Annotated in this window: 12 protein-coding genes; 1 reads left to right on the top strand and 11 read right to left on the bottom strand. The window is 67.6% G+C overall.

The window, feature by feature from the left end; genetic code table 11:
* Positions 1–52 precede the first annotated feature (52 nt).
* From L0984_RS16210 to L0984_RS16200, 3 genes are all read right to left on the bottom strand, one after another.
* Positions 53–1,102 carry an adenosine deaminase gene (locus L0984_RS16210; protein ID WP_234194652.1) on the bottom strand — a complete coding sequence of 350 codons (1,050 nt, stop codon included), beginning with the start codon at positions 1,100–1,102 and terminating at the stop codon, positions 53–55.
* Between the two features lie 63 nt (positions 1,103–1,165).
* A complete protein-coding gene (locus L0984_RS16205; protein ID WP_234194643.1) occupies positions 1,166–1,696 on the bottom strand; it encodes a hypothetical protein in 531 nt (176 codons plus the stop codon).
* Positions 1,662–2,099, bottom strand: coding sequence for a hypothetical protein (locus L0984_RS16200; RefSeq protein ID WP_234194641.1), 438 nt, complete (start codon positions 2,097–2,099; stop codon positions 1,662–1,664). The genes L0984_RS16205 and L0984_RS16200 overlap by 35 nt, the downstream gene beginning before the upstream one ends.
* On the opposite strand from L0984_RS16200, the gene L0984_RS29810 reads away from it, so the two are divergent.
* On the top strand, positions 2,086–2,220 hold the full coding sequence (locus tag L0984_RS29810) for a hypothetical protein (protein ID WP_255697481.1): 135 nt from the start codon (positions 2,086–2,088) through the stop codon (positions 2,218–2,220). The genes L0984_RS16200 and L0984_RS29810 overlap by 14 nt on opposite strands.
* A 141-nt stretch (positions 2,221–2,361) precedes the next feature.
* On the opposite strand, the gene L0984_RS16195 is transcribed toward L0984_RS29810, so the two are convergent.
* The 8 genes from L0984_RS16195 to xdhA form a co-directional block, all read right to left on the bottom strand.
* Positions 2,362–3,534 (bottom strand): BMP family ABC transporter substrate-binding protein, encoded by a 1,173-nt coding sequence (locus tag L0984_RS16195; RefSeq protein ID WP_234194640.1) that lies wholly within the window; start codon positions 3,532–3,534, stop codon positions 2,362–2,364.
* 55 nt (positions 3,535–3,589) lie between these two features.
* On the bottom strand, positions 3,590–4,510 hold the full coding sequence (locus tag L0984_RS16190) for an ABC transporter permease (protein WP_234194639.1): 921 nt from the start codon (positions 4,508–4,510) through the stop codon (positions 3,590–3,592).
* A gap of 89 nt (positions 4,511–4,599) precedes the next feature.
* Entirely contained in the window at positions 4,600–5,742 is a 1,143-nt protein-coding gene (locus L0984_RS16185; RefSeq protein WP_234194638.1) for an ABC transporter permease, read from the bottom strand.
* A complete protein-coding gene (locus L0984_RS16180) occupies positions 5,729–7,270 on the bottom strand; it encodes an ABC transporter ATP-binding protein (protein ID WP_234194637.1) in 1,542 nt (513 codons plus the stop codon). The genes L0984_RS16185 and L0984_RS16180 overlap by 14 nt, the downstream gene beginning before the upstream one ends.
* Before the next feature lie 73 nt (positions 7,271–7,343).
* Positions 7,344–8,645 carry an NCS2 family permease gene (locus L0984_RS16175; RefSeq protein ID WP_234194635.1) on the bottom strand — a complete coding sequence of 434 codons (1,302 nt, stop codon included), beginning with the start codon at positions 8,643–8,645 and terminating at the stop codon, positions 7,344–7,346.
* Positions 8,646–8,690: 45 nt separating this feature from the next.
* On the bottom strand, positions 8,691–9,632 hold the full coding sequence (locus tag L0984_RS16170) for a LysR family transcriptional regulator (protein WP_234194633.1): 942 nt from the start codon (positions 9,630–9,632) through the stop codon (positions 8,691–8,693).
* A gap of 77 nt (positions 9,633–9,709) precedes the next feature.
* The gene (gene xdhB / locus L0984_RS16165; RefSeq protein ID WP_234194632.1) at positions 9,710–12,142 is read right to left on the bottom strand and encodes a xanthine dehydrogenase molybdopterin binding subunit; all 2,433 of its coding nucleotides are present in this window, start codon (positions 12,140–12,142) and stop codon (positions 9,710–9,712) included.
* A 3-nt stretch (positions 12,143–12,145) separates the two neighbouring features.
* Positions 12,146–13,723 (bottom strand): xanthine dehydrogenase small subunit, encoded by a 1,578-nt coding sequence (gene xdhA, locus L0984_RS16160; RefSeq protein ID WP_234194630.1) that lies wholly within the window; start codon positions 13,721–13,723, stop codon positions 12,146–12,148.
* Positions 13,724–13,825: the final 102 nt, after the last annotated feature.

Below are 13,825 nucleotides of genomic sequence, written 5' to 3'. Positions count from 1 at the left end.
GCGCTATGGCCGCACCACGTATCGCGCCCCTTATGCCCAGGCGCTCGGCCGCTCAGGCGTACGACGCGAAATGCGCGTCCACCTTGTCCAGCCACGCGCGCTTGGCCGCCGCGTCCGCGAAGCTGCCGTCGAAGCCGTTGCGCGCCAGCTGCCAGGCGTGCTTTGCGCTCAGGCCGGTGGCGGCGAAGGTCTGCAGGAAGTTCTCGTTCATGTAGCCGCCGAAGTAGGCCGGATCGTCCGAGTTCACCGTCGCGACCAAGCCGGCGTCCAGCAGTTGTCCCAGGTTGTGCTGCGACAGCTGCGGGAACACGCACAGCTTGAGGTTGGACAACGGGCACACCGTCAGCGGAATGCGGTCGGCGGCCAGGCGCTTCATCAGCGCCGGGTCCTTGGTGCTCTGGACGCCGTGGTCGATCCGCTCGACCTTGAGCACGTCGAGCGCGCTCCACACATAGGCCGGCGGGCCTTCCTCGCCCGCATGGGCGACCAGGTGAAAGCCCAGTTCACGGCAGCGCGCGAAGACGCGGGCGAATTTCTCGGGCGGATGGCCGACCTCGCTCGAATCCAGGCCCACGCCGATAAACTGGTCTCGGAAGGGCAGCGCCTGCTCCAGCGTCTCGAACGCCGATTCTTCGCTCAGGTGGCGAAGGAAGCACAGGATCAGCGCAGCATCCACGCCCAGCGCAGCCTTGGCCTCCACGCACGCCCGGTGCAGGCCGCCGATCACCGTGCCCATCGACACACCGCGCTCGGTGTAGGTTTGCGGGTCGAAGAACATCTCCGTGCGACGGACGTTGTCGGCCGCCGCGCGCTGCAGGTAGGCCCAGGCCATGTCGTAGAAGTCCTGCTCGGTGAGAAGCACGCTGGCGCCCGCGTAGTAGATGTCCAGAAAGCTCTGCAGGTTGGTGAAGGCATAGGCCTTGCGCAGTTCCTCGACGCTGGCATAGGGAATGCCCACGCCGTTGCGCTGCGCCAGCGCGAAGATCAGTTCGGGCTCCAGCGAGCCCTCGATGTGCATGTGCAGTTCCGCCTTGGGCATGGTGCGCAGCAACTCGGGCAGGCGCTCGGCGGGGATGGCGGTGGGGTCGAAGGGCAGGCTCATGGTGGGGTGGGGTCGGCAATCACGACGCCCGAGCATAAGCCGCACCGCCCACCGCGGCGCGATTCATTCGAAGCGCGTGAGCAGCCGGTCGTCGCACGTGGGCTCTACGTCGTAACCGAAATACATGTAAAGGTGCGCCTTCGGACGACCTTGTTCCAGCAGCAGAAGATGCGCACCTTCGTTGCTGGTGCAGACCGTCGGCATCGGCTTGCGAACTTTTCCCTTGAACGAGCCCGTCCATGCGGCGCCGATGAAGGGCACGCCATTGATCCGATCTGAGGCTGGTAATTGGTACGAATAAACGTGCTCCTCGTTCAACTGATCGGTGACGCGGGACGAATCCGGCAGCGCTTTAAGTACCCGCAACTTCATGCAGCATCGGGGCTGTCCGCTGGGGTCAGGAAATTGGCTTTGAATCTCTTCACCCGGAGCCAGTACGCGGGTCGTGAATAGCTCGCGCTTGCCGTCAGGCAACACCTGCACAAAAGCTAGTTCCGCGTACGCAACGGTGGCCGTAAGCCAAAAGATGGCGAGAAGTACAAGTCGCTGCATTAGAGCCTCAATGGCCATTGTCGGACCAGTGGGGGCGGTCAAGGCGATGCTTCATCACGCCATAGCTCTCGCCCACTTCATAGAGATCACTGTCCGTCTTGATCGAAATGTCAGCGCCCGACGCATCCTTAACAGTCTTGTTGCGCAGACCCGAAATCGTCATGTCGATCGCTGCGCGTTCCGTGTGGCGTGTGAGCAGAGCCGGCGGATAGACGATATCGTAGGCTGCCGCCATTTCTCGGGCTGCTGCGAGTGATGCTTCGTTCGCCCCATGATCCCATTCGATGTCCACTCCGGCCATGGAAGGTACCCGATCCGGGGCAACGATGCCTCTTGCTATTGCTGCAGCGTAGTGCATGAGATATGCACGCTCTTTCGGGCGGTAGGTAGCAGAAATGCGCACGGTCCCGCCTGCTGCACGGATGGCACTGATGAATCTGTTCACGTTGCCTCTGAAAGGAGGAGCCAAGTCGTCGCAAGATGTGCTGGTTGGAAATCTTGGAACCCATCGAATTCCGCTCAATTCCTTTCTGCTTGTTGTGACTACGCTGGTGTTTGTTGCTTGAGTTGCCATCGTGCTCTCCCTGATGTGCGAATGCCGAAGCGGGCATGAACATGCCCATCAGCATCATCGCGTGCCGGGGTCAGGAGAAGAGACATGAAAAAGGCCACCCGAAGGTGGCCCGTGATGTTTTCGGCAGCGCTGCTTACTTCTTTTCGCCGCCGGGCACCTTGCCTTCCACGCCCTTGACGTAGAAGTTCACGCCCGACAGGAACTTGTCGTCGGCCGCAGCGCCGGCAGCGATGAGTTCCTTGCCGTCCTGGCCGACGATCGGGCCCTTCCAGATCTGGAAAGTGCCGTCCTTCAGGCCCTTCTTGACCTCGTCGACCTTGGCCTTGATGTCGGCCGGCACGTCGTCGGCCACGGAGACCAGATCGATCGCACCTTCCTTGACGCCCCACCAGGTTTGGCCGGTGGTCCAGGTGCCGTCCAGCACGTCCTTGGTGGCCTTGATGTAGTACGGGCCCCAGTTGATCACGGCCGAGGCCAGGTGGGCCTTGGGACCGTAGGCGGTCATGTCGCTGTCCCAGCCGAAGGCGCGCTTGCCCTTCTCCTGCGCCGTCTTGAGCACGGCCGGCGAGTCGGTGTTCTGGAACAGCACGTCGGCGCCGCCGTTGATCAGGGCCGTGGCGGCCTCGGTTTCCTTCGGCGGGCTGAACCACTCATTGACCCACACGACGTTGGTGGTGATCTTGGGGTTCACCGACTGGGCGCCCAGCGTGAAGCTGTTGATATTGCGCAGCACCTCGGGGATCGGCACGGAGCCCACCACGCCCAGCTTGTTCGACTTGGTCATGGCACCGGCGATGATGCCGGCCATGTACGCGCCTTCGTAGGTGCGGCTGTCGTAGGTGCGCATGTTCTCGGCCGTCTTGTAGCCGGTGGCATGCTCGAACTTCACGTCCTTGGCGTCGCCGGCGACCTTGAGCATGGGCTCCATGTAGCCGAAGGTGGTGCCGAAGATCAGCTTCTTGCCCTGGCCCACGAAGTCGCGGAACACGCGCTCGGCGTCGGCCGACTCGGGCACGCTCTCGACGAAGGTGGTCTTGATCTTGTCGCCGAATTCCTTCTCCAGCGCCTTGCGGCCGTTGTCGTGGGCGAAGGTCCAGCCGCCGTCGCCCACCGGGCCGACATAGGCGAAGGCGATCTCCAGCGGTGCCGTCGAAGCCGGGGCCGGCGCGGCGGCGGTGGGCGCGGGCGCCGCGGGTGCTGCCGCAGCAGGCGCCTCTTCCTTCTTGCCGCAGCCCACCAGGGCAGCCGCAGTCGCGGCGGAGATGGCGGCGAGCTTGAGCAGCGAACGCTTGTTCAGATCGGTCATTGTCTAAAGGTCCTTGGCAGCAAGACGTTGAGGGAGGTGAAAAATGCAGCGCGCATTATGAGCCGGGGTAGAACGGTTTCCCGATCGAGGCCGGCATGTTGACGCGGATGAAGGCGGGGTTGCGCGAGATCAGCGCCAGCACCACGATGGTGGCCACGTAAGGCATCATGGCCAGGAACTGGCTGGGCACGTCGACACCCACGCTCTGCAGGTGGAAACCCAGCTGCGTCACGCCGCCGAAGAGGTAGGCCCCCAGCAGCACCCGCAGGGGCCGCCAGGTGGCGAAGGTGGTGAGCGCCAGCGCGATCCAGCCGCGGCCGGCCACCATGTTCTCCACCCACAGGCCCGTGTAGACCACCGACAGGTAGGCACCCGCCAGGCCGCACAGCGCGCCACCCGCCATGACCGCCATCAGCCGGATGCGCCGCACCGGATAGCCCAGCGCATGCGCCGACTCGGGCGACTCGCCCACCGAGCGCAGCACCAGCCCGGCCCGCGTGCGGTACAGGAACCAGATCAGCGCGAAGGTGAGCGCCACCGCGAAGTACACCAGCGGATGGTGGCGGAACAGCGCCGGCCCGATGAAGGGAATGTCGCCCAGCACGGGAATGGCGAAGGCCATCCCGCCCGGCGCCTTGGCCTGCACGTAGTTGATGCCGACGAAGGCCGAGAAGCCCACGCCGAAGAGCGACAGCGCCAGGCCCGTCGCGTACTGGTTGGTGTTGAGCCAGATGACCAGCACGCCGAACAGGCCCGCCAGCAGCGCGCCCACCGCCATGCCGGCCGCGAAGCCGATCCAGGCGTTGTGCGTGTGCACATAGGCCGCGAAGCCGCCGATGGCCGAGCACAGCATCATGCCTTCGGCGCCCAGGTTGACGATGCCGGCCTTCTCGTTGATGAGCAAGCCGAGCGCGGCGATGGCCAGCACCGTGCCGGCGCTGAGCATGGCGCCCAGGAGGAGTGCGTAGCTTTCCATTCAGGCCTCCTGCCGGACCGCCCCAAAGGAGGCCTGCGCCCCCGCGGGGGGCAACGAATACACGAAGTGATGAGTGTGGGGGGCCATCTTCAGGCTTCTTTGATTTGAGGGGCGACGACGTCGGGCGTCGATGCCTGCAGCGACGACATACCCGCAGTGGGCGACACCGGCCGCGCCGCCGCCTTCATGCGCACGCGGTACGCCACCAGCGTGTCGCAGGCCAGCAGCGTGAACAGCAGCAGGCCCTGGAACACCGCCGTGAGCGACTTGGGCAGGCCCAGGCGCGACTGCGCGAGTTCGCCGCCGATGTAGAACATGCTCATCAGGATGGCCGAGAAGACCATGCCCACCGGATGCAGCCGCCCGACGAAGGCCACGATGATGGCCGCGAAGCCGTAGCCTGCCGGCACATAGGGCGTGAGCTGGCCGATGGGGCCGGCCACTTCCAGCGCGCCGGCCAGACCGGCGGCGCCCCCCGAGGTCAGCAGCGCGATCCACACCGCGCGCCGGGCCGAGAAGCCTGCATAACGCGCCGCCGCCGGCGCCAGTCCGCCCACCTGCTGCGCGAAGCCCAGCCGCGTGCGGAACAGGAAGACCCACAGCGCCGCCACGCCCACCAGCGCGATCACGATGCCGATGGTCACGCGCGAGCCCTTCATCAGCCGCGGGATCTGCGTCACCGCCTCGAAGGTCTTGGTCTGCGGGAAGTTGTAGCCCATGGGGTCTTTCCACGGGCCGCCCACCAGCCACAGCAGCAGCAGCGTGGCCACGTAGACCAGCATCAGGCTGGTGAGGATCTCGTTGGCATTGCACACGTCGCGCAGCCAGGCCACGATGGCCGCCCACAGCATGCCGCCCAGCACCCCCGCCACCAGGATGGCCGGCACGATCCACGGGCCGGTGTTCTTGTCGGCCAGCAGCGCCATGCCGCCCGCCGCGATGGCGCCCAGCACGAACTGGCCCTCGGCGCCGATGTTCCACACATTGGAGCGGAAGCACACCGCCAGCCCCAGCGCGATGACCAGCAATGGCGTGGCCTTCACCAGCAGCTCGCCAATGGCATAGCTGCTCTTGATCGGCTCCCAGAAGAAGACCTGCAGACCGCGCACCGGGTCCTTGCCCAGCGCGGCGAACAGGATCACGCCGATCACCACCGTGATCAGCAGCGCCAGGATGGGCGAGCCGTAGCTCCAGAAACGCGACAGCTGCGGCCGCAACTCAAGCTTGAGCATGGATGCCCTCCTCCTTCGCGCGCGAAGCCGCGCCCTCCCACAGTCCGCTCATCCATTCGCCGATCTGCGGCACGGTGGCCGCGGCACGGTCGATGGAAGGCGACAGCCGCCCCTTGGCGATCACATGCAGCCGGTCGCTGATCTCGAACAGCTCGTCCAGCTCCTCGCTGACCACCAGCACGGCGCAGCCCGCGTCGCGCAGCGCCAGGATCTCGGCGCGGATCAGGGCGGCAGCGCCCACGTCCACGCCCCAGGTCGGCTGCGACACGATGAAGAGCTTGGGGCTGGCGTCGATCTCGCGGCCGACGATGAACTTCTGCAGGTTGCCGCCCGACAGCGACTTGGCCGCCGACTGCGGCCCGCCGGCCTTGACCTTGAAGCGCTCGATGATGGCGCGGGCCTGCTGCTCCAGCTGGCCGATGCGCAGCCAGCCGCCGCTGCCCACCGCGTCGTCGCGCGTGAGCAGCAGGTTGTGCGAAAGGCCCAGCGTGGGCACGGCGCCGCGGCCCAGCCGCTCCTCGGGCACGAAATGCAGGCCCAGCCTGCGGCGCGCCCGCGGGCGCAGCCGGCCGGCGCCCTGGCCGAAGAGGCGGACCATGCCGGGCTCGGCCCGCACGTCCTCGCCCGACAGGGCGTAGAGCAACTCCTTCTGGCCGTTGCCGGACACGCCGGCGATGCCCACCACCTCGCCCGCGCGCACCTGCAGCGAGACGCCGTCCAGGTCCACGCCAAACTGGTCCTCGCGCGGCAGGCTCAGGCGCTCGACCGCCAGCGCCACCTCGCCCACGTTGGACGGCCGGTGCGTCAGCGGCGGCGGCTCGGCGCCGATCATCAGGCGCGACAGTGACTCGTTGGTCTCCTGCTGCGGATTGCACACGCCCGTGACCTTGCCGCCACGCAGCACGGTGCAGGCGGTGCACAGCTCACGGATCTCGTGCAGCTTGTGGCTGATGTAGAGGATGGAGCAGCCCTCGGAGGCCAGCTTCTTGAGCACCACGAAGAGCTTCTGCACGGCCTGCGGCGTCAGCACCGAGGTGGGCTCGTCCAGGATCAGCAGCTTGGGGTCGGTGAGCAGCGCGCGGATGATCTCCACCCGCTGCATCTCGCCCACGGACAGGGTATGGACCGGCCGCAGCGGGTCGATCTCCAGCCCGTACTCGCCCGCCTTGGCCACGATGCGGCGCGTGACCTCGGCCAGCGCCAGGCTCTTGTCCAGGCCCAGCCAGACGTTCTCGGCCACCGTGAGCGTGTCGAACAGGCTGAAGTGCTGGAACACCATGCTGATGCCCAGCTGACGCGCCTCCTGCGGATTGCGGATCGCCACCGGCTGGCCGTTGAAGTTCACCGTGCCCTCGTCCGGCTTGACCGAGCCGTAGATGATCTTCATCAACGTGGACTTGCCGGCGCCGTTCTCGCCCAGCACCGCATGGGTTTCGCCGGGCTGGACGGTGAGCGACACGTCGCTGTTGGCGACCACCGAGGGATAGCGCTTGGTGATGTGCGCGAGCTGGAGTCTGGGGGGGGACATGGGGGTGGCCTTCGGGGGTCGCTCTTTTAAGAAAAACGGTGAATGCTAGTCGCCTGGGGCCGGCCCGGATAGGTCAGTGACCCGGCAGGTAGATGTACTTGAACAGGAAGATCCCGCCGATCACCCACACCATCCAGTGCGCCTCCCGCGCCCGGCCGGTGATCAGCTTCAGCACCGCATAGCTGATGAAGCCGAAGGCCAGGCCATTGGCGATGGAATAGGTGAAGGGCATCGCCAGCGCGGTGATGGCCGCGGGGATGACCTCGGTGGTCTCGTTCCAGTCCAGTTCGGTCAAGTCCCTGAGCATCAAACATGCCACGAAGAGCAGGGCCGGCGCCGTCGCATAGGCCGGCACCACGCCGGCCAGCGGCGCGATGAACAGGCAGGCCAGGAAGAGCACCGCCACCGTCAGCGCCGTCAGGCCCGTGCGGCCGCCGGCCTGCACGCCCGCAGCGCTCTCCACATAGGCCGTGGTGCTGGAGGTACCCAGCAGCGAGCCCGCGAAGATGGCGCCCGAATCGGCCAGCAGCGCCTTGTTGAGCCGGTCCATCTTGCCCGGCACCAGCAGGCCGGCGCGCTTGGCCACGCCCATCAGCGTGCCGGTGGCGTCGAACAGCTCGACCAGGAAGAACACCAGGATCACGTTGAGGATGCCGCCGGCCAGCGCGCCCTTGATGTCCAGCTGCAGCAGCGTGGGTGCGATGGAGGGCGGTGCCGACACCACGCCCTTGAACTGGTTGCCCGCGAAGAAGAAGCTGGCCAGCGTCACGGCCACGATGCCGATCAGGATGGCGCCCGGCACCTTGAGCCGGTCCAGCATCACGATCAGGAAGAAGCCCAGCACCGCGAGCACGGCCGCGGGCTGGTGCAGGTCGCCCAGCGTGACGTAGGTGGCCGGCGAGGCGGCGACGATGCCCGCGCTCTTGAGCGCGATCAGCGCCAGGAAGAGACCGATGCCCACCGTGATGGCATAGCGCAGCGACAGCGGAATGCCCCGGATGATCAGCTCGCGGATGCGGAACAGCGTGACCAGCAGGAACAGGCAACCCGAGACGAACACCGCCCCCAGCGCCGCCTGCCAGGTGAAGCCCATGTGCTGCACCACGCCGTAGGCGAAGTAGGCGTTCAGGCCCATGCCCGGCGCCAGAGCGATCGGGTAGTTGGCATACAGGCCCATGATGGCCGAGCCCAGCGCGGCGATCACGCAGGTGGCGACGAAGACGGCCTCCTTCGGCATACCCGCGTCGCCCAGGATCGAGGGGTTGACGAAGATGATGTAGGCCATCGTGAGGAAGGTGGTCAGGCCTGCCAGCAGTTCGGTGCGCACGGTCGTGCCGTGCTCCTGCAGCTTGAACAGCCGCTCGATCGCATTCATGGGTTTTGTCTCCGGTGTTGTTGTGAATGAGGAAAGCGAAAGGAATCAGGGGCCGCCGGGCTGACGTAGCGAGGCGGCCGCGTTCTTGACCTGCTCGCGCAGCCATTGCGCCGCACTCGACGAATGCGTGCGCTCATGCCAGAGCTGGTAATAGAGCAGGCGCGGCAAGGTGGCCGGGCAGTCGAGGATGCGCACCGGCAGCTGCTGCGCGAAGCGCTCGCAGAACTGGCGACCCGTGGTCAGCACAAGCAGGCTGCTGGCCACCATCTGCGGGATCAGGCTGAAGTGCGCGCAACGCGCCGTGATGTTGCGCTGGCGCCCGATGGCGTCGAGCAGCTGGTCGATGATGCCGCGCGCGCCCGGGTGCGTGGGCGTGGGCGCGATGTGCTCGGCCTCCAGCCAGGTTTCGATGTCCCAGCCGCGGCGGACGGCCGGATGCTCCTGGCTCACCATCGACACCACCTCGTCGCCGAAGAGGCGCGACATGTGCAGGTCTTCCGGCGGCTTGAGCCAGTTGCCGATCACCAGGTCGAGCGTGCCTTCGGCCAGGTGGGCGTGGTAGTCGGAGTCGGACGAGAGCGGATGGATCTCGATGCGCGTGAGCGGTGCCAGCCGCTTGATCTGCGTCACCACGAGCGGCAGGAACAGCGGGTCGAGGTAGTCGTTGGCGGCGATGCGGAAGGTGGTGGCCGCCGTCTGCGGGTCGAAGCCGCGCACGTCTGAGAACAGCATCTCGGCGGCGCGCAGGATGCTGGCCGCGGGCTCGATCATGCGCAGGCCAGCCTCGGTGGGCACCATGCCGGAACCCGAGCGCACCAGCAGCGGATCGCCCGACAGCTCGCGCAGCCGCTTGAGCGCCGCCGAGACTGCCGGCTGGTACATGCCCAGCCGCAGGGCAGCGCGCGAGACGCTGCGGTCGGTGAGCACGGTGTAGAGCACCCGGATGAGGTGCAGATCGATCTTGTCGAAGAGGGCCTGGTCTCGCATGGGGCCTCACTCTGCCAGAGACAGGCGGCGCCCGGCCCCGTGGCGGGGCCATGGCGACGACGACCCCGGCCGAACGATCAGGCGGCGGCGGGAGCGGCCTGGACCGCGTTCAGTGCACGCAGGATCGCCTCGCTGGTGGCCGGGGCTCGCAGCGGTGGATCGACCCGGTGGCCGCCGGCCGCCGACACGGCATCGCGGATGGCGAAGAACACCGAGAAGGGCAGCAACAGCGGCGGCTCGCCCACGGCCTTGCTGCGGTGGATGGAGTCCTCGGCGTTAGGGCCGTCGAAGAGCCGCACATTGAACACGGGCGGGCAGTCGTTGGCCGTAGGGATCTTGTAGGTGCTCGGCGCGTGCGTCAGCAGCTTGCCGTTGCCCGGCTGCCAGACCAGCTCCTCGGTGGTGAGCCAGCCCATGCCCTGGATGAAGGCGCCCTCCACCTGACCGATGTCCACCGCCGGGTTGAGCGAGCGGCCGGCGTCGTGCAGCACGTCGGCGCGCAGCAGCTTCCACTCCCCGGTGAGGGTGTCGATGACCACCTCGCTCACGGCCGCGCCATAGGCGAAGTAGTAGAAGGGATGGCCCTGCATGGTCTGCGAGTTCCAGTGCAAGCCGGGCGTGCTGTAGAAGCCGTCGGACCACAGCTGCACCCGGTCGGTATAGGCCTCGGCCACCAGCGTGGCGAAGGTGAGTTCGCGCCCGGCCACCTGCACCTTGCCGTTGGCGAAGCGCACCGCATCTGGCGTGCCGCCATGGCGACGCGCGGCGAAGTGGGCGAGCCGCTCGCGGATCTGGCGGGCCGCGTCCTGCGCGGCCTTGCCGTTGAGGTCGGCGCCGGTCGATGCGGCCGTGGCCGAGGTGTTGGCCACCTTGGTCGTGTCGGTGGCCGTGGCGCGCACGCGCTCGAATTCCACCCCCAGTTCGTGCGCCACCACCTGCGCCACCTTGGTGTTCAGGCCCTGGCCCATCTCGGTGCCGCCGTGGTTCACGAGGATGGAGCCATCGGTGTAGACGTGGACCAGCGCCCCGGCCTGGTTGAAGTGCGGCACGTTGAAGCTGATGCCGAACTTGATCGGCGTGAGCGCCATGCCGCGCTTGAGCACGGGGCTCTTCGCATTGAAGTCGTCGATGGCCTCGCGCCGCTCGCGGTAGCTGCTCGAATCCTCGAGTTGGCCGACAAGCTCGTGGATCACGTTGTCGCGCACCGTCTGGCCGTAGGGCGTGACGTTGCGCTCGGTCTTGCCATAGAAGTTGGCACGGCGCACGTCCAGCGCATCGCGGCCGAGCTGGCGGGCGATGGAGTCGAGCACGTACTCCACCGCGATCGCGCCCTGCGGTCCGCCGAAACCGCGGAAGGCGGTGTTGCTCTGGGTGTTGGTGCGACCCGAGAAGCCGTGCATGCTCACCTCGGGCAGCCAGTAGGCGTTGTCGAAGTGGCACAGGGCGCGGGTCATCACCGGGCCCGAGAGATCGGCCGAATGGCCGGCGCGCGAGACCATGCTGATCTCGGCGCCGAGGATGCGGCCTTCGTCGTCGAAGCCCACCTCGTACTCGTACCAGAAGCAGTGCCGACGGCCGGTGATCAGGAAGTCGTCGTCGCGGTCCGGGCGCAGCTTGACCGGCCGCCGCAGCTTGTTGGCCGCCACGGCGGCGATGCAGGCGAACAGGCCCGACTGCGACTCCTTGCCGCCGAAGCCGCCGCCCATGCGTCGGCATTCGATGTGCACCTCGTTGGAATGCAGGTGCAGCGCATGCGCCACCAAGTGCTGCATCTCGGTGGGATGCTGGGTCGAGCAGTAGACCTGCATCGTCCCGCCTTCCTTGGGGATGGCGTAGCTGATCTGGCCTTCGAGGTAGAACTGTTCCTGGCCGCCGACGTCGAGTTCGCCCTTCAGGCGATGCGGCGCGGCCTCGATGGCGGCACGCACGGCCAGCCCCTTGTCGCTGCGGGCCAGGTGCATGGGCGGCACCACGTACTCGCCGCGGGCATGGGCCTGCTGCGGCGTGAGCACCGGCTCGGCCGGCACCACGCGGGCGGCTTCCTTGGCGCGGGCGGCAGCGCGGCGGGCCTCGGTGCGGGTGCGGGCGATGACGGCGAACAGCGGCTGGCCCAGGAAGCGGATGTCACCGTCGCACAGAAAAGGATCGTCATGCACGATCGAGCCGCAGTCGTTGGCGCCCGGAATATCGTCGGCCACGATCACGTCCACCACGCCGGGCATGGCGCGGATGGCGTCCAGGTCCAGTCCTTCCAGCCGGCCGGCCGCCACGGGCGACAGGCCCAGCGCGCAGTGCAGCGTGCCGGCCAGCTCGGGCAGGTCGTCGGTGTAGGTGGCCTCGCCGGCCACATGAAGGTGGGCGGATTCGTGCGGACGGCTGATGCCCACGCGGGCGCCCTGGGCCAGGGCCTGGGCTTCGGCCCGGGTGTCGATGCGGGCGGCCGTGTTGGCGGCGTAGTCGGCGAAGGCCTCGGCGGACTGCAGCAGGGCGGGGTCGATCGGCTTGTTCATCGTTCAGGCTCCGAAGGCAGGGGCGTGGGGCATCACCGTCCAGACGCTGGTCTCCTGCGCCTCCAGCGGCTCGTCGGCGCGCGTCTCCAGCCAGAAGCGCTGCAGCAGGTTCTGCGCCACCTGCAGCCGGTAGTCGGCCGAAGCGCGCAGATCGGTCATCGGCTTGAAGTCCTGGGCCAGCGCGGCCTTGGCGGCTTCGACGGTCTCCTGGGTCCAGGGCTTGCCGACGAGGGCGGCCTCGGCCTGGGTGGCACGGCGCACGATGGCGGCCATGCCGCCGTAAGCCAGGCGGATGCTGCGCACCACCTCGCCGTCCAGCTCCAGCGCGAAGCCGGCGCACAGGGCCGAGATGTCGCAGTCGAAGCGCTTGCTGATCTTGTAGCCGCGCAACTGGCGCTCGAACGCCGACAGCGGCAGCGCGATGCCCTGCACGAACTCGCCGCTCTGCAGCTGGTTCTTCATGTAGTCGACATAGAAGTCGGTCAGGGGCATGCGGCGCACGCAGTGGCCCTTGCGCAGTTCCACCTCGGCATCGAGCGCCATGAGGATGGGCGGCGAGTCACCGATGGGCGAGCCGTTGGCCACGTTGCCGCCCAGCGTGCCCGCATGGCGGATGGGCGGCGAGGCGAAGCGTAGCCACACGTCCTGCAGCGAGGGGGCGCGCTGCACGATGGCGGACCAGGCGTCTTCGAGCGAGACAGCGGCGCCGATCCACAGCTCTTCCTGCTCCACCACGTCGATGCGCTTGAGCTCGGGCACGTTGCCGATGTAGAGGATGTCGCCCAGGTCGCGGAACTGCTTGTTGACCCACAGGCCGATGTCGGTGGAGCCGGCCAGCAGCCGCGCCTGCGGCTTGGCCACGCGCAACTCGGCGAAGGCCTCCAGGCTGACGGGTGCGTGGAAGTGGTCGGTGCGGTGGCCGAGCGGCGCGGCGTAGTCGAAGGTGGCGTCGGAGCGCAGGGCCTGCAGTGCCTGCACCACCGGGGCGGTGTCCAGCCTGACCGGCGGCAGGTCGAACATCTTCTGGCCGGCGTCGAGGATGGGCCGGTAGCCGGTGCAGCGGCACAGGTTGCCCGACAGCTCGTCGGCCAGCTGCTGGCGCGTCGGCCGGCTGCCGCGCTCGCCATGCTGCTCGTAGCTGGCCCACATCGACATCACGAAGCCCGGTGTGCAGAAGCCGCATTGCGAGCCGTGGCAGTCCACCATCGCCTGCTGCACCGGATGCAGCTGCTTCACAGGGTGCTTGGCGTGGCGCTCGCCGTCGTGGACGCAGGCCGTCTGCGCCTTGAGGTCCTCGACGGTGAACAGGGCCTTGCCGTGCAGCGTGGGCAGGAACTGGATGCAGGCATTGACCGTCTGCAGCTTCAGCCCGCCGACGGCGCCGGATTCACCTTCGGCCGCCAGTTCGCCGATCACCACGGTGCAGGCGCCGCAGTCGCCTTCGTTGCAGCCTTCCTTGGTGCCGGTGCAGCGCGCGTCCTCGCGCAGCCAGTCGAGCACGGAGCGCGTGGGATGCACGCCGTCGACCGCCACCACGCGGCCGCGGTGGAAGAACTGGATGGGTTGGGTGGAGGTGCTCATGGATCTCGTGGGGGCAGCGAAGCCGCAGGCGGCGCGGCGATGGGCGAAGTTAGTCGGAGTCGAGCTTACGCGGATACGCCCTGGGCCATAGAGGCCATCTGC

The sequence above is a fragment of the Pseudacidovorax sp. NFM-22 genome, assembly GCF_021401245.1.
Taxonomy (GTDB): Bacteria; Pseudomonadota; Gammaproteobacteria; order Burkholderiales; family Burkholderiaceae_C; genus Xenophilus.
This window is presented reverse-complemented; position numbering and strand designations above follow the sequence as displayed.